The organism is Vibrio chagasii (genome assembly GCA_041879415.1).
Classification (GTDB): domain Bacteria; phylum Pseudomonadota; class Gammaproteobacteria; order Enterobacterales; family Vibrionaceae; genus Vibrio.
This window is the reverse complement of record CP090851.1, coordinates 1029220-1044626: the sequence shown is the minus strand read 5'-3', so window position 1 is coordinate 1044626 and position 15407 is coordinate 1029220. Positions and strand designations below refer to the sequence as shown.

Below are 15407 nucleotides of genomic sequence, written 5' to 3'. Positions count from 1 at the left end.
CCTACGGACAGGCAGAATTATTTATGAAAACACTATTACCGACTTCAACAGCAGGCAGCTTGCCTAAACCATCTTGGCTAGCACAACCTGAAACACTTTGGTCTCCTTGGAAACTGGAAGGCAACGAACTAGCGGATGGCAAACAGGATGCACTGCGTGTATCGCTTCACGAGCAACAACAAGCAGGCATTGATATTGTCAGCGACGGTGAGCAAACACGCCAACACTTTGTAACGACTTTCATTGAACACCTTAACGGTGTCGACTTCGAAAAACGTGAAACCGTGAAAATCCGCGATCGTTACGATGCCAGTGTCCCAACCGTCGTTGGCCCGGTTTCACGCCAGAAACCGGTATTTGTTGAAGATGCGAAGTTTCTGCGCCAGCAAACTGACCAACCTATCAAGTGGGCACTTCCGGGGCCAATGACCATGATAGATACACTTTACGACGCGCATTACCAAAGCCGTGAAAAGCTGGCGTGGGAATTTGCCAAAATCCTAAACGAAGAAGCAAAAGAACTAGAAGCTGCCGGTGTAGACATTATTCAGTTCGATGAGCCTGCCTTTAACGTGTTTTTCGATGAGGTGAATGATTGGGGTATCGCTTGTTTGGAAAGAGCCATTGAAGGGCTTAAATGTGAAACCGCAGTACACATTTGCTATGGGTACGGCATCAAAGCAAACACAGATTGGAAAAAGACATTAGGCACAGAGTGGCGCCAATATGAAGAAGTATTCCCTAAGCTACAGCAATCAAACATCGATATCATCTCGTTAGAGTGCCATAACTCTCATGTACCACTTGAACTGCTTGAGTTAGTTCGCGGTAAAAAAGTGATGGTTGGCGCAATTGATGTTGCCACGGATTCTATTGAAACACCGGAAGAAGTGGCTAGTACTCTAAGAGAAACACTTAAGTATGTTGATGCAGACAAGCTCTACCCTTGCACTAACTGCGGTATGGCTCCCCTACCTCGCGACATTGCCTCTGCTAAGCTGAATGCACTCAGCGCCGGTGCAGAGATAGTGCGTAAAGAGCTTTCCGTGTAACGCTGATCAAAACCTATAAAAGCGAATCCTTCAAGCTTAAGTGTCACTCGATATTTAGGCTTTTTCTTTGATTAGTAAGTTGCGGATTGAAAACTCAATTACCAAGTTTTATCCAAGTCTTTTGCGTACAAAGAGATAGCTCGTTGGTACTCTTTAATCGCCTCACTATTGGTTGTGGAAACCAATAACTCGAGTAACAGAGATGTCGCATCTTTATGACGACCTAAATTGTAGAGACACATCGCGTAAAACGGCTGAACTTCAAGGGATTGAGGGTACTCAGACATCGTCTGTTCGAAATAGCTTAAAGCCTCAGTATACTGACCTAGGCTTCGGTAAGTGCTTGCTAAGCCAAACAATGCGTCAAAGCGCTCTACCGAAGAAAGCTTCCCTTGCAGCGACAAAACATAATGCTCAATCGCCTGCTGTTCCTTGCCTTGATTATCGTATGACCAGGCTATCTGTAGGTGTGCTTTGGCTGCAAAATTTTCATCACTTAATAGTGTCGCCAACAAGTCTCGCGACTCTTGATATTTCTGTTCTTTTCGAAGCGCGATGGCTTGTGAGATAGTTGTTTCCATTCTTAATACCTGATAGCTCTGCGGTTGGGATACACGCGCTTCTAATTTAAGCCTAATGAGTTACCTAGGCAGCATAAGCAGATTAGTGCACTAAGTAAACGATGCTAGCACACAAGCAAAGTTTGAAATATTGGTTTACGTACAACCTAACCCAAAAAACAACACCAAGTTCGACACGCGAAAGTGATTCGACTCTTCTTAAGTTATGGACCCTCGTTTACATTTAAATAGCTATGACAGCGCCACAGTCGCCTCAATTTCAATTCTTAAATCAGAGTGAATCAATTTAGAGACCTCGACTAGAGAGCAAGCTGGAAGATACTCTCCATAAAAGTCGAACAATAATTCTCGAATACTGCCTAGTTCAGACATATCACAGATAAAGATCGTCAGCTTAATAAGATCACTGACTGCTCGCTGTTCATGCTCTAGTATTTGCTTGATCTGACTAAGTATCTCGTTCGTCTGCTCACCAATTCCTTGATCCTGTGTACTTGTCCCGTAAGCTGTCAAACCAGAGACATAGAGCGTATCGTTGTGCTTTGTCGCGTGAACATAAGGCCCAGCAATTGATGGTAAGCCTTGATAATTTATACGTTCAACCATGTCTTTTCCTTTATAGTTCAGCTAATTGCAGCTCCATTTCAACAAGCCCTTTCACTTCAGAAATTTTTGTAAAACCTTTTGATTGATAAAGCTTAATAGCGGGGTTCTCACTGAACACACGTAGCACTAACTGAGTCGATGCTTGATTGTTCGCATGCTTTATCACTAAATCTAAGCACCTAGAACCAAAGCCCCTGCCTTGGTATTCGGCTAATATCTGTAAATCTCGAAGGAACGTTGTCTCAATGGTATAGCTGAATCGAATAACTCCAATACGAATATCACCTACATAGACTTCATAGTTATCTAGCTCATCCCAACTGCGTAAAAACTGGTCATGACCCCAAACGATTCCACGCGTATCGTAGTAAGGCGCCATATTCGTTTTGGTTATCAGTTCTGCGAATTTTTGGTCAGACCCTTTGACCAACTTGACGTCCATATTGTGCCCTTTACTCTAGTTCATATGTAAATGCGACATTGATAAGTGCCATACATATCGATTCATTTTTAGGTGCATTTCGGCTTCATAGCCTCCCATTTGTCTTCTAACAAATTGGGCAGATTTTCACAGTTGTATAGATAGCTAAGACTGTCTTTACAATACGCAGTAAGCACTTCAGCTAACTGAGTTGATGCTTTCTCGTTGTCTTTGAGTTTTCCATACATCATTAAAGCCGTTTGGAAAGTGTCTTCGTCAAGCTCAGACGGTTGTTTCGATAACATGCCCAAGGAAACAGCATCAAGAGAGAGGGTCAATGCGATAGCGTCTCCTTCATCTCCCTCTAATTCACAAGCGCTGTAGCGCGCTAACCAGTTTGATGTTTTTATCAATGGAGCAAGATCATCTGTGTTCGCATATTTATAGGTTTCAAATCCTTGTTGTACGACAGCCTTGTGACTGTCTTGGATGCTCTCAACATAATCGGCCAGCACATGTAAACTCGCATATGCGCCTAATCCGAACGCCACAATAAACACAGCGATTAATCTGATCACTTATCTCTCCTCAAAGAACCTTATGTCGATTAGTTTTAAGCGACGTATTGCGCTCACAACCTTACTTGCCGTCGACCTTTTCTATAAACCAGCTCCCTTGGCACGGGCCATTGGTTAAATGCCAACGACCATCAAATCGCTTGCCGCTGCCAGTTGCTGAAAAGCGATAATCCCACTGGCGATGTTTGGCATATAACCGTAATGCACCGCTTTCAGAAACCCAACCCTCTAATGCTGTTCCGTTGTAGGTAAGCCTCAAAGTGGCTTTACCTTCACGAATGGTTCCGGTGATAGTTGTTCGCTCACACATATTATTGCCAGTGGTGTTAATTCGGCGACCTAGCCACTCACCATCAAAGTCAGTAGACGGCACAAAACTCGGATTATCAGGAAGTTTAGGAAAAGACTCGGAATTGCTGGACCCAAACCATTGGAGTTCGCGGCCAACGAGGAAGAAGACAACAAAGCCAATTGAGACAGCGATGACAAATCCCTTTTTCATAATCTAGTCGCCTTCTTATAAAAACTAGAAGAACCCTAACATAATGAAAATTAATGAGTTAGCCAAAATAATATCAACTTTGATGTATAACACAGATTGCAGTTTAATCTATGTTCAACCGGCTAACGGATTCTGCACCTTAGGTTGAGCGCCCTTCTGGAAAAACGCTTAACTCGGCCTGTAATTCACACCAGTTCGCTTTGTATTTTGTATAAATCTGAGCATCAATTGTGACAGGAATATCGACATCGAACGTTGATATCGCCAAGTCGATATTTTCAAGAGGTTCACCTTGCCCCCTGAAACCAAGGCTTGATCCACAGTTGGAGCAGAATGTTCGTGTTGTGCCGTTTGATGCGACAAACTCTTTCAGTCGATCTTTACCAGAAAGCCAGTTCAAGCCTTGTACACCAACTAACGTCCCGAAAGCGGCGCCATGAAATTTTCGGCACATTGAACAATGACAATTTGCTACTTTTTCGCTGAACCCTTCAACAGAAAAACGAACACTGCCACACAAACACGAACCTTTAAAAACTGCACTCATCCTGAGTCTCCTTCCCTTTCCTACAGTGTGTTAACCCACTGGCTATTGCGGGCTTCTAACCATTTAACGCATTACGCCAATATTGCACCGTTTTATCAGACACAGAACCAGTTTCATTCGCTGCTGCGATCAAGAAGTCACATAAGTTAGTCGCAATCTCTTCATTGCCTAATAAATATAAACTGCGAATAGCCCGTGTCAGTCGAAGTTGGTTGTGGTCGTGACTCTTCAACCATACATGGTTGGCTGGGCTAAGTGGCAACAATGACGATATCTCACTTTCGTCTCGCTGCATGCCCCAAAACTCAAGCATCAGATCAAGCACTTGTAGATGAGCTGTACGAAGTTCTTCTGAGTTCGCAAAAACTGCCCTATCTTCCTGAGTAACCAACGGTGCATGTTGATTAAATTTAGTCCCTTCATCGATAGGGAAAAATACTTGAATATACTTGTGATCGTGCTCCAACCAAAAGTGATTATAAGCTAACAACTGTTCAATATTACGACCAAATTTGTCTGGCACTTCACCAGAGATAAAGCGAGCAATCTCACTCATTTTAAAGTCCTACCGATTATATTTTGCATGCGGTTTTCCACTAAATGCGGGGGCGTTGGGGTCAAAATCTCAGAAGAGCCCACTGATGCTATTAGAGATTTATTCTGATTGATAACCAAACCGAGCCAAGTAATGCCAGACCTTCTTTACGTCTTGTTGGTCATAACCTAGCTCTGTCACGGCTAACCCCAGTATTTTCGCATTGATCTTGCCGTTTACCGCTAACTTTTTTGCGAGCTCTATAAACGACTGACCACGATAATCTGGGTAGCGGCTCATCTCTTCTATGCTTAACTCGTAGCCATTATGCCACTTTATCGGAACGCCCAATTTCACCGCACGTTCTTCAATAATCGACGAGCGGTAAATAGGGTCTAATACAAGGCATTCAATATCGTCTTTCAGAGAGATAACCCCATGAACATGTGCCTCAATATAATCATCAAGAAAATCGACATTCGATGACAATGCTTTATCAACTAATGCCTGCACACGGCTAGAAACGGCGAAGTCATCTGGCTCAAAGAAGCTGTCGGGATAGCAGAACGTGGTTCGTTCCAAGATCTCCGCTTTCATTTGGAAGTAGCAGGATCCAAAACGAGGTGACGCACCTGTTTCGTAATTTCGGTAGTTCAATGCACCATATTTCGGCCTAAGCGTATTCGGAGCATCATCATACGCACCGTCAAACACTCGCTTTTCCCATAACCAACGGTCACCACCTAGATAAGCCGTCATACCACCATTACTGGTACCTGTTTCAAATTGAGACTTCAAACAACCATCTTCAGCCATCGCTTCGAGCAAAGGTTTATTGTCAGACGTGTAACGATCGGGATGAAAGTTGATCGTCACCGCGCAACTCGTTAAACAATCCGTGCCTTGTGATTTCAATCGGATGTTTTTGATTGCTTGCTCTACTGCGTTGTCAGCCATGAAATCTCCTATGTTTGAGAAAGATTAGCGCGCCATTAGTCAAGAATGTGTGACGCTGACCATTAACTTAAATCATTAAATTACAAACACAAAGCTCTATCTGACTATGATAAACATGTATAGAGAAAGGACTTATCTTACCTAAGCTTGGTCGAGCTTTTCCCGCGCTAACGCTTCCTGCTGTTCAAGAAAGCGGAAAAAATTGCTCTCGCTAATAAACGGGTTATTCGAACCATCGACATTTCGTTTCTCACGATTAGCAAATAGATGATTCTTATGTGGATGATTAGACAGATTCACACTCACAACTGGCGGCTGCAAAGCAATCTCTCGGACTCTGTCCATACTCTCGAAAAACTGCTTCGCTAGCTTAGGATCTCGTGCGTTAATACTGTGTCCGCCAACTACAAATGCGCGATGTGATATACCCTTGTCCTTCACCATAAGATCTATTGAATAGTCCCCTTCCGTGTGGCCGGGTGTAAGGTAAAACTTAAACTCGGCTTCACCAACGCTAAGGCTGCTACTGTCTTGCACAAATAAGTCTACCTCGGGAGGCAAAAAGGTATTCTTACCGCTGCTTTTGTTGGCTTGAGCAATGGCTAATTCATAACCCTTCTGCGTCATCACAACTTTTGAGTCATATTCAGATTGAAGATATTGCGCTCCACCAGCATGATCAGAATGACCGTGAGTCACTAAAATGTGCGTGATGGCCTTATCTTGTAACCCAAGCTTTTCTAAATTGGTGGGGATCCACATCGAATAAGGGAAATCGAGTGTATCAATAAGAACTAATCCCTTTGTAGTCTCTACCGCATAAGACGAAACCCACCGGTCTCCAACGTAATATACGTTATCGAACATTTGGAAAGGCTCCACATAGCCGTTTTTAAGCGACATTTCCGGAACATTTTCAGACGCTATTACACTGGTCGAAACCAGTATAAATAAGCCAATAAGTAACTTTTTCATTTCCTTTCCTAGATTGCTGACATTGCATAATGTTAGCTGCAATATCCTAATTAAATTTACTGATCTAACAAACGACACTGATACTCTGCGACACATTTTAGCTCTGCTGTATGCTCAGGGAATCGTTCGTGAAGAAAACACAATGCATCCGCTAGGGTTATCTGGTGTAGATTCGACGTATACCCAAAAACCAATCGGTGTACGTTGCCATAGAGCTCATCTGAATTATCTGAGCTTTCACACTGCGCCCAGATAGCTTGATCAATTTCATCGTCTGGATCTTCCAATGGGCTATTGGCCTGTCGATAGAGATTAGAAAGTATCGAGTCATATTGCTCTTTCGACAGCTCTTCCTTGCAACGCAATATCCACGTAAGCGTAATGAGGTTGTGCCCAAAGAAACCAAACTGTTTGAAGCATGCTTGTAATACCTTATCGAGATCTACAACTTCACTTGTGTCAGTGCTTCGGTCGTCATCAGAACGGGTCGATGTGACAAATTCGGTAAAGCGGTTAAGGAATGCTGGAACTTGAGACGGCTCTAACTCACGGTAAACACGATTCAGCGCCAATAAGATAGTCACATTGTGGGAAAGGTATTCGCTGGTTTGAGAAGCCTGCGAAACGTAATAAGAGAAGATATCTTCAAAGCCCTTATTCTCATACCACTGCATTAGAGCGGCATACGCAGCTGGGTATACCCCGTTTTCCAATATCCTGTGAATACGAAAATCTGAGAACTTTGACGCCTGCACCGTTGCAGAGTACTCACCTAAAACTTCAATCTCAGTTTGGTTTATCAGCTCACTCGTTTTAAGCCAGACATTGTCTGATTTAGCGAAATAAGCATTCAGATAATTTGCCGCCAAATAAGCTTTTAAAGAATGAGGTTGATGGATACTGGCACTGCTATAAAGTGCCTTTTCCAATAGTTGGTCGCTTGTCATGTTTCCTCCGTGAAACCGAAGCTTAGAAATTAATAAATCATATTATACGGAGAGTACATTTGCCGTAATGCACAGTAGAGTGCCATGCATTACGATTCAACCAAAAGAGATTTATATCGGCGACTTAATTCGTCAGCTTACTCAAGAGCAATTTGGTTTTTACTTGATACGAGCAAATAGCCGATTAGAGGTCGTATTACGGGCTTCAGTTAACAGCTACTTCATACCGGGTCTAACTGCTTTCTAGAAATTAATCACTCGCTGCTGTGCTCCTCCATAAAAGGAGTCAGCTTTTCAATTAGCAAATGTTGCTTATTTTGAGCTTCTTCCATGCCAATTTGCGCTCCAAGCTTTGCAAGCTCAGGCGACTGTTGAATAAGTTTCTTTCCAACAGGTGTACCATAAAAGTCAATTATCTGTTTCATCTCTGACATCGTGAAATGATTTGAATACAGCTTTGCCATTTCAATGCGCATTTTTACTCTGTCCATATCATTCTCAAACCAATCTCTGTAAATCCCTTTAAGTTCTTCTGTCTCTTGAGCATTCAGCTTGAGTTTATTAGCTAACTGGTTAACGATTGGCAACATAGCCTCAAAGCCGCCTAACATTTGCTTATCCACTTCAATGACGGTCAACAGCTTTTGCGCGGTTTCAAATTCGACGGTTTCATTTGCTTGAGCAACTGAAAAAATGAAAATTGATAAAAATAGACTAAAGACCTTAAACATATGGTTCCCTTTAATTTTTAGAACTTAATTCTGTATATTTACTATTAGTTATTGGAGTAAATGAGACATTATCCATTATATCCGGCGAACAAATTACTTTAATTAACATTTATAACAAGGGGTTACGCAAAAATAGCTTAATTTTGCAATTCAAGTCATAGATTACCCTACCAACGCAAGGCTTAATTACAAATACGTCATTAAATTTTGCGATACATATTTTAATTACTATATCTACAATAGTTATAGCCACAGGCCTTGTTGTTAATATTGCAAATAAGAAAACCTGTTCAACAAGTTGAAAAACACTTTAGCATGATTGAAACAAGTCAAAATTTAATAACATCTTTCACTTCATATAATTACAACAATAATAGAAACACCCCCAATAAAAACAATTTGATCAATAAGAGTTTTTGTAAACTTTGAATTACATACACTAAAAATGAATCTCTCAAAAAAACTTGTCACAAGTCGATATGCTCTTCCAATCTTGATTCGCAACACATGGCATTTATGTGTTGCATATAGACTTCCTATTTAGCCGTTGGGAAGAAGGAGTTTATATAAAATCAGGAACAAGAAATGAACCAACAACATCAACTAAGCTGGAAAATAGCAGCCATTCTTGGTACGTCTTTCGGCTTTACTGCACACGCAGCAGAAATGGTCAGAATCGAAAATGATACATTGCTACAACAAAGCCTCGTCGCACAGTCGAAGAGTGTTGCCCCACTTGAATTAGGTTTTTCTGAAGTTAAACGGGTGGTATTGCCCAATGGGAAAACCAAAGTACGCTACCAACAAACCCACTTCGGTGTACCTGTCTTTAATACATCAGTTGTCGCCACCCTATCTAAAAATCAGCCTTTTCAAATATTTGGTTCGATGGCACAAGGGATCAGCGATGATCTCTCAAGCATCGCGCCTAAATTAAATAAAGAACAAGCCATCGAAGCCGCATTGTCCTCCCACCGTTCGTTTACCGTGGGCAAAAAGTCGATTGAAAACAAAAATGCTAAGTTGGTTGTGAGACTCGATGAGAATCAAACTGCTCAAATGGCGTATTTGGTCGACTTCTTTGTCGCTTCCAATTACCCAGAACGTCCTTTCTTCTTTATTGACGCCATGACGGGGGAAGTCCTTCAAAAATGGAACGGCTTAAATCACGCCAAAGCTGTGGGAACCGGACCTGGTGGTAACAGCAAAACCAATCGATATGAATATGGCACTGACTTTCCGGGGTTCTCGATTGATAAAACCGGAACCACATGTACGTTAGAAAACGACGCAGTGAAAACGGTCGACTTAAATAACAGAACGTCTGGTAGTTCAGCCTACAGTTACAACTGTAGCGACGACGCCAACTACACAGATCATAAATACGTGAATGGCGCCTACTCTCCCCTTAACGATGCGCATTATTTCGGAAACGTCGTCTTTGATATGTACAAAGAGTGGATGAACACATCACCTCTATCGTTCCAACTCACTATGCGTGTTCACTACAGTACCGACTATGAGAATGCCTTCTGGAATGGCTCATCCATGACTTTTGGTGACGGCAAAAATACCTTCTACCCATTAGTCGACATCAACGTCAGTGCGCATGAGGTAAGCCATGGTTTCACTGAACAAAACTCAGGTCTGGTCTACAGAAACATGTCAGGCGGTATGAACGAGGCCTTCTCCGATATCGCAGGCGAAGCGGCTGAATACTATCTGCGTGGAAATGTTGATTGGATTGTTGGTAGTGATATCTTCAAATCAGAAGGTGGATTGCGTTACTTTGATCAGCCTTCAAAAGATGGACGTTCAATCGATCACGCCTCTGATTACTACGATGGTTTAAACGTTCACTTGTCGAGCGGTGTTTATAACCGAGCATTTTACCTTTTAGCCAACAAATCAGGCTGGGATGTACGCAAAGGTTTCGAAATATTCACCGTCGCCAACCAACTGTATTGGACTGCAAACAGTACCTTTGATGCCGGCGCATGTGGCGTAGCTAAAGCAGCTGCAGATATGGGTTACACGGTTGCCGATGTGGAAGATGCGTTTAATAGTGTTGGCGTCAACGCAAGCTGCGGCCCTACCATTCCGGGTGACAATGTACTCACCAAAGGGACGCCTATCGCGAACCTAAGTGGCAACAAATATTCTGAAAGCTTCTACACATTCTCCGTAGATTCTGCATCAAGCGTAACGGTGGCAATATCTGGCGGAACTGGCGATGCAGATCTGTATGTAAAAGCAGGCAGTAAGCCAAGCACTTCAAGTTATGATTGCCGCCCTTATCGTACCGGTAATAACGAGCAATGCAGTGTTAACGCTCAGCCGGGCGTTACCTATCACGTGTTACTTCGCGGGTACACAAATTACTCTGGAGTGACTTTGCGCCTAGATTAAGCCTATGCACTTCGATTGCTGACACATAGTTAATTGCTTATAGGCGACTAATACAAAAAACCTCCGATTACGCTATACGTGAACGGAGGTTTTCATTGTTTAAGGGCTATGCAATAGTACTAGATAAGCGAGAAACACAATAAATCAGCTCCCTCGCTTAGAGCTTAACGAAAGCTTGGGATAATGGCCGGTATGCCAGGTAGAAGGCCAACCAACGCCATCACGCTTGTTAGTACAATGAACATAATGCCAGGCAACACCCAACGGCTCATTTTACTCAGCTCGCCACTACGCTCTTTACATCCAACTAAGCCTAAGTTGTCTAACAGCATGGTTAGAGACCAACCAAATGCTGGGTTAACAAGTGCTGAAGAAAATACAACGATCGCTGCCGACTGGGTGGTCTTCCCTTCACGTGTCATCTCCATTCCAGCTTCTAGCAATGGTACAAAGACCCCAACAATAAGTGCAACACAAAGCACTGGTTGCCAGATAGCTAAATCCATTGGATAGCCCCAAACAGCGGCTATGATACAGAACAGAGCCGTCAGCAGAGCACCAGCAGGAATCGGACGCTTAGCAATCGCAGCCGGTACGATGTAAGTACCCCATGAAGAAGTAAAGTTAGTACCACCGAGCAAAGAGCCGAACGTCTGACGAATTGAAGCTGTGGTCATGGTGTCATCAATATTCATATGTACTTTTTCGGTACGCTCTGGATAGCTGATTTTTTGGAATACTTGATGCCCTAGGAAATCTGGAGACCACATCGCTACCGCTAGAATCGCGAATGGCAGTACTACCATGAAGTGTTCGATCGACGGTAGGCCTAGCATCCAACCTGTATCTTCTCCCCACCAATACATAGGGTGCATGTTAGGTAAGCCTGGCTCAGTGTGGAAAGCAAATGGCGCACCCATAGCAAATGCAATCGTACCACCCAGTAAGCAGCTAAGAGGCACAGCTAACCAACGCTTACGGAAGTGCTCCAATAGTGCGTACAAGATAATGGTGCAGAAGATCACGACGAAAGCGATGTGGCTCATGCCGATTCCGTCCGCCCAAGCGAACAGCTTCTTCACTTGAGAAGCGGTTCCCACAAAACCAAGGTAAAGTAACAGTCCCCCACACACGCCTTTACTGGTGAGGTTAGCCAACATACTGCCGCCTTTACTGATGGCTAACAGCAAGCCAAACGCACCAATCAGCAAGCCAAAGGCCATTGGGTGGCCTCCAGCAGCAACCACAATAGGGATTAATGGAATAAGTGGGCCATGGGTACCTGCGAGGTTAGCTGTTGGCAGTAGAAAGCCAGAGAAAAGAATGATGAAAACAGAGGCGATGAGGAGCTCATAACGCACGTTTTCTAGAATGAAGTCTTCATTTAGCCCAAGAGCACCAGCGAAAGTTGCGGCAATAGCACCAACCATAACAACCTTACCAATGGTCGCAGCCATCGCTGGGATGGTGTCTTCTATCTCAAATCGATAATCTTTAAAGGGCAAATTCGGACGCCATCGCTTTGGCGACATAATTTGCAACTCGTGCTCTAAATACTGTTCACGTGAGTCAAACTCAGAGCTTGGTTTATGTTGTTGTTCGTAAGAGAGCTCATCCTCATTGGCTTGAGGTTTATCTGTTCTTATATGTACGGACTCTAAAGTACTGCTCATTTTGATTCCTTTCTTTCACACTCTAAGGTGCGTTGTTCCAACAAACGTTATTTAGTCACGGTACGATGTTTGATGCAGCGTCATTTATATATCCCCCATAACCAACTCGGCATATCCAAATTATTGACAGGTCAAAATCACTATTAAAACTGAAGACCGCCCGTTTCTAAGTGAACATCTAAAAGCCAAATGTAGGGGCATTTATTTATATAAAGGACTGTTCAATAAACATAAGATACCGTTACCTCACTAAAAAATAGTCTTTATAATTCAGTGATTAATACTCTATACCAAGCACATACGAACAAACAGACGTTGGTCGTTAGACATTAGTCGTAGCGTACGTAGACTCGCTGAACAGCTATAGGTAAGGAAGTTCGACCTATTTATAAACAAACTACGTCAATAAAGACTAAATAACGTTCAAAAATAGGCTGAGTGGTTATCTAAAGGGATGACAAGACAACTAGACTAATGGATAAGCTAATACACTAGGCTAGATAAACACGAAGGGAATTTATATTTTAGACAATGGCGTTTTAGCACCAAACACTAAAACGCACATTAGGATTGAATTATTTATTGAAGAAACCTGATAGCACATCCGCTGCTCGCGTTATTGCCTTTGGTTTGTAGTAAATATTGGCTGCCGTTTATGGCTTTGTGGTTAAACAGAGTACATCACTGTCGCTTCACCATCGACGGCGACTTCACCATTCGCGCTCAATACTTGAGTAGATATCACAGCGATAGGTTTGTCTTCACGCACGCTGATCACTTCCACCTTGGCTGTGACAGTTTCGCCAACAAAAATAGGACGAAGAAACTTCAAGGATTGCCCCAAGTAAATGCTGCCTGCGCCCGGCACTTTAGAAGCCAACAAGCCAGAGATAAGGCTCGATGCCAACATACCATGCACGATTGGACGCTCAAATTGCGTGGTTTTAGCGAAATCTTCATCTAAATGGATTGGGTTGTAGTCTTCCGAGACGCTGGCAAAGGCTACTACTGTTTGCTTATCTAACGTCTTTTCTATGGTGGCAGTCTGGCCGATTTCTGGCTTCATTATGCGGACTCCTTTTCCATTTCATTTTCTTGAGCGATGACATCTTGAATACGCTGCTTCACGTATTCACCTGGCGCATCCAGTTCCCCTTCTAGCTCACGAGCTTCAATCATTTCGGAGAAATTGCGCTCATCAACCCAGCTTTGCCAATGCGACCACCACGAGCCATGGTGCTTGTCGGCGCTGGCAAGCCACTGAGGTGGTGTTTGGTCGTTATCATCATTGGTCCAAAAACCATATTTATTGGAATCGGCATGGTTCATAGGCCCTGCAATATGGCCGCTCTCGGTAAGTACAAATTTATTGTCTCCACCTAGCAGTTTTGTGCCTTCAAAGTTGCCGTCCCATAGCGCGATATGATCATCAATAGCAGAGAGAAAGTAAGCCGGCGACTTTACTTTACCTAAATCAATCGCCACACCATCGATCACCAATTCACCTTTGGCTAGTCGATTCTCAAGATAGCACTGACGTAGCAGCTGGTTATGGGTCGCAGCAGTCACGTTGGTGTTGTCACAGTTCCAATAAAGGAGGTCGAATGCCATCGGGCTCTCCCCTTTCAGATAATTGGAAATGTAGTAATTCCAATACAGGCTGTTTTCACGAAGTAAGCTGAATGACACGGCCATTTGGCGGCCATCCATATAACCACGTTGGTTGTTTTGTGCTTCAATACTGCTAATGATCGGATCATTGATGAAGACCCCTAACTCACCTGGCTTTTGGAAGTCGAGGATTGTAGTCAGCAGAGTGACCGATTTAATTCTCTGTTTACGACGTTTGCCAGAAAGGTAAGCCATGGCTGCGACTAAAGTGGTGCCACCGATGCAGTAACCGATACCGTTAACTTCTCGCTCGCCTGTGACACTTTCAATGGCATCAAGTGCAGGTAGCACGCCTTGAGTCACGTAGTTGCCAAAATCGACGTCTCGCATATGAGCATTAGGGTTCACCCAAGAGATCATGAATACTGTGTGGCCTTGGCTGACCAACCACTTCACATAGGAGGTCTCTGGATTGACATCCATAATGTAATATTTGTTGACGAACGGCGGTACGATCAGCGTCGGACGTTTATAGACTTGTTCTGTGGTCGGCTTATATTGAATCAGCTCAAACATGTCATTTTGAAAGACGATTTTTCCAGGCGTTGAGGCAATATTCTCCCCCAGTTTGAACTGGTTTTTATCCGTCATTCGAATATTCAGCATGTCAGCACTTTGTTCTAAGTCCTGACGGAATTGCTTCATCCCCTGGATCAGGTTTTCACCCTTGCTCTCCATAGTCAGCTTGAGTATCTCTGGGTTGGTCGAAACGAAGTTGCTTGGCGACATCGCATTCAAATATTGTCGAGTGAAAAATGAAAGTCGAGCTTTGGTTTCATCGTCCAGTCCATCTGCGTTCTCAACTGATTGTTGAATGTTGTCACAAGCAAGTTTGTAACTCTCTTTGATGTAACGATACAGTGGCGTGTCATTCCATGAAGGGTCACGAAAACGACGATCCGTCTCTTTGATTTGTTCTTGAGTGCCGAGGATACAATCGTTAAGTAGATTAACTTGCTGCGCCCACCAATTCATCTGTTGCTCAACCATATTGGTTGGGTTCTGAGTCATTGAGCCAACCCACTTAGTAAAATCTTCCGATTGGGTTTTCATCAATGTTGATTGTGTTGGCTGCCCTAGATTGTCCATCCAGGCTTGTCCGTATTGGGACATGAGGTTCATCATACCTTCAAAGGGCGATTTATTTTCCATTCTGACATCCTTGTTAGAAGTGATGCTGAGAGATGGCGTGCTAGACGTTACGCTCCGCCATCAACCGACA

General features: G+C 43.3%; 16 protein-coding genes. 2 read left to right on the top strand and 14 right to left on the bottom strand.

Annotated features, from left to right (window positions below):
- Positions 1-23 precede the first annotated feature (23 nt).
- Positions 24-1052: a methionine synthase gene (locus tag L0991_04615; GenBank protein XGB63353.1), complete on the top strand. Its 1029-nt coding sequence runs from the start codon at positions 24-26 to the stop codon at positions 1050-1052.
- A gap of 98 nt (positions 1053-1150) precedes the next feature.
- Here L0991_04615 and L0991_04610 read toward each other — a convergent pair whose 3' ends face one another.
- The 11 genes from L0991_04610 to L0991_04560 form a co-directional block, all read right to left on the bottom strand.
- Positions 1151-1633 (bottom strand): tetratricopeptide repeat protein, encoded by a 483-nt coding sequence (locus L0991_04610; GenBank protein XGB63352.1) that lies wholly within the window; start codon positions 1631-1633, stop codon positions 1151-1153.
- 231 nt (positions 1634-1864) lie between these two features.
- Positions 1865-2239, bottom strand: a complete 375-nt coding sequence (locus tag L0991_04605) for a RidA family protein (GenBank protein ID XGB63351.1) — start codon at positions 2237-2239, stop codon at positions 1865-1867.
- Positions 2240-2249: 10 nt separating this feature from the next.
- Positions 2250-2681 carry a GNAT family N-acetyltransferase gene (locus L0991_04600; protein ID XGB63350.1) on the bottom strand — a complete coding sequence of 144 codons (432 nt, stop codon included), beginning with the start codon at positions 2679-2681 and terminating at the stop codon, positions 2250-2252.
- Positions 2682-2749: 68 nt separating this feature from the next.
- Positions 2750-3238, bottom strand: a complete 489-nt coding sequence (locus L0991_04595) for a hypothetical protein (protein ID XGB63349.1) — start codon at positions 3236-3238, stop codon at positions 2750-2752.
- Positions 3239-3299: 61 nt separating this feature from the next.
- On the bottom strand, positions 3300-3740 hold the full coding sequence (locus tag L0991_04590) for a hypothetical protein (GenBank protein XGB63348.1): 441 nt from the start codon (positions 3738-3740) through the stop codon (positions 3300-3302).
- A 139-nt stretch (positions 3741-3879) separates the two neighbouring features.
- Complete coding sequence (locus tag L0991_04585) at positions 3880-4287, bottom strand: GFA family protein (protein XGB63347.1); 408 nt, start codon at positions 4285-4287, stop codon at positions 3880-3882.
- A gap of 55 nt (positions 4288-4342) precedes the next feature.
- Positions 4343-4843: a hypothetical protein gene (locus tag L0991_04580; protein XGB63346.1), complete on the bottom strand. Its 501-nt coding sequence runs from the start codon at positions 4841-4843 to the stop codon at positions 4343-4345.
- A 99-nt stretch (positions 4844-4942) separates the two neighbouring features.
- Positions 4943-5779: a DUF3626 domain-containing protein gene (locus L0991_04575; GenBank protein ID XGB63345.1), complete on the bottom strand. Its 837-nt coding sequence runs from the start codon at positions 5777-5779 to the stop codon at positions 4943-4945.
- Positions 5780-5920: 141 nt separating this feature from the next.
- Positions 5921-6754 (bottom strand): MBL fold metallo-hydrolase, encoded by an 834-nt coding sequence (locus tag L0991_04570; GenBank protein ID XGB63344.1) that lies wholly within the window; start codon positions 6752-6754, stop codon positions 5921-5923.
- 56 nt (positions 6755-6810) lie between these two features.
- Complete coding sequence (locus L0991_04565) at positions 6811-7701, bottom strand: hypothetical protein (protein ID XGB63343.1); 891 nt, start codon at positions 7699-7701, stop codon at positions 6811-6813.
- A gap of 254 nt (positions 7702-7955) precedes the next feature.
- The gene (locus tag L0991_04560) at positions 7956-8432 is read right to left on the bottom strand and encodes a DUF2059 domain-containing protein (protein XGB63342.1); all 477 of its coding nucleotides are present in this window, start codon (positions 8430-8432) and stop codon (positions 7956-7958) included.
- A gap of 585 nt (positions 8433-9017) precedes the next feature.
- Here L0991_04560 and L0991_04555 point away from each other — a divergent pair.
- The gene (locus L0991_04555; protein XGB63341.1) at positions 9018-10841 is read left to right on the top strand and encodes a M4 family metallopeptidase; all 1824 of its coding nucleotides are present in this window, start codon (positions 9018-9020) and stop codon (positions 10839-10841) included.
- Between the two features lie 164 nt (positions 10842-11005).
- Here L0991_04555 and L0991_04550 read toward each other — a convergent pair whose 3' ends face one another.
- The 3 genes from L0991_04550 to phaC all read right to left on the bottom strand — a co-directional run bounded on the left by L0991_04550 (position 11006) and on the right by phaC (position 15337).
- Positions 11006-12514 carry a DUF3360 domain-containing protein gene (locus L0991_04550; GenBank protein ID XGB63340.1) on the bottom strand — a complete coding sequence of 503 codons (1509 nt, stop codon included), beginning with the start codon at positions 12512-12514 and terminating at the stop codon, positions 11006-11008.
- Positions 12515-13181: 667 nt separating this feature from the next.
- Complete coding sequence (locus tag L0991_04545; GenBank protein XGB63339.1) at positions 13182-13580, bottom strand: MaoC family dehydratase; 399 nt, start codon at positions 13578-13580, stop codon at positions 13182-13184.
- Positions 13580-15337: a class I poly(R)-hydroxyalkanoic acid synthase gene (gene phaC, locus L0991_04540; GenBank protein ID XGB63338.1), complete on the bottom strand. Its 1758-nt coding sequence runs from the start codon at positions 15335-15337 to the stop codon at positions 13580-13582. The genes L0991_04545 and phaC overlap by 1 nt, the downstream gene beginning before the upstream one ends.
- Positions 15338-15407 lie beyond the last annotated feature (70 nt).

Coding starts and splice junctions, on each gene's coding strand:
- L0991_04570 (XGB63344.1), bottom strand. CDS start 6,754: ATGAAAAAGTTACTTATTGGCTTATTTATACTGGTTTCGACCAGTGTA.
- L0991_04580 (XGB63346.1), bottom strand. CDS start 4,843: ATGAGTGAGATTGCTCGCTTTATCTCTGGTGAAGTGCCAGACAAATTT.
- L0991_04585 (XGB63347.1), bottom strand. CDS start 4,287: ATGAGTGCAGTTTTTAAAGGTTCGTGTTTGTGTGGCAGTGTTCGTTTT.
- L0991_04615 (XGB63353.1), top strand. CDS start 24: ATGAAAACACTATTACCGACTTCAACAGCAGGCAGCTTGCCTAAACCA.
- L0991_04555 (XGB63341.1), top strand. CDS start 9,018: ATGAACCAACAACATCAACTAAGCTGGAAAATAGCAGCCATTCTTGGT.
- L0991_04545 (XGB63339.1), bottom strand. CDS start 13,580: ATGAAGCCAGAAATCGGCCAGACTGCCACCATAGAAAAGACGTTAGAT.
- L0991_04565 (XGB63343.1), bottom strand. CDS start 7,701: ATGACAAGCGACCAACTATTGGAAAAGGCACTTTATAGCAGTGCCAGT.
- L0991_04590 (XGB63348.1), bottom strand. CDS start 3,740: ATGAAAAAGGGATTTGTCATCGCTGTCTCAATTGGCTTTGTTGTCTTC.
- L0991_04605 (XGB63351.1), bottom strand. CDS start 2,239: ATGGTTGAACGTATAAATTATCAAGGCTTACCATCAATTGCTGGGCCT.
- L0991_04600 (XGB63350.1), bottom strand. CDS start 2,681: ATGGACGTCAAGTTGGTCAAAGGGTCTGACCAAAAATTCGCAGAACTG.
- phaC (XGB63338.1), bottom strand. CDS start 15,337: ATGGAAAATAAATCGCCCTTTGAAGGTATGATGAACCTCATGTCCCAA.
- L0991_04575 (XGB63345.1), bottom strand. CDS start 5,779: ATGGCTGACAACGCAGTAGAGCAAGCAATCAAAAACATCCGATTGAAA.
- L0991_04550 (XGB63340.1), bottom strand. CDS start 12,514: ATGAGCAGTACTTTAGAGTCCGTACATATAAGAACAGATAAACCTCAA.
- L0991_04610 (XGB63352.1), bottom strand. CDS start 1,633: ATGGAAACAACTATCTCACAAGCCATCGCGCTTCGAAAAGAACAGAAA.
- L0991_04560 (XGB63342.1), bottom strand. CDS start 8,432: ATGTTTAAGGTCTTTAGTCTATTTTTATCAATTTTCATTTTTTCAGTT.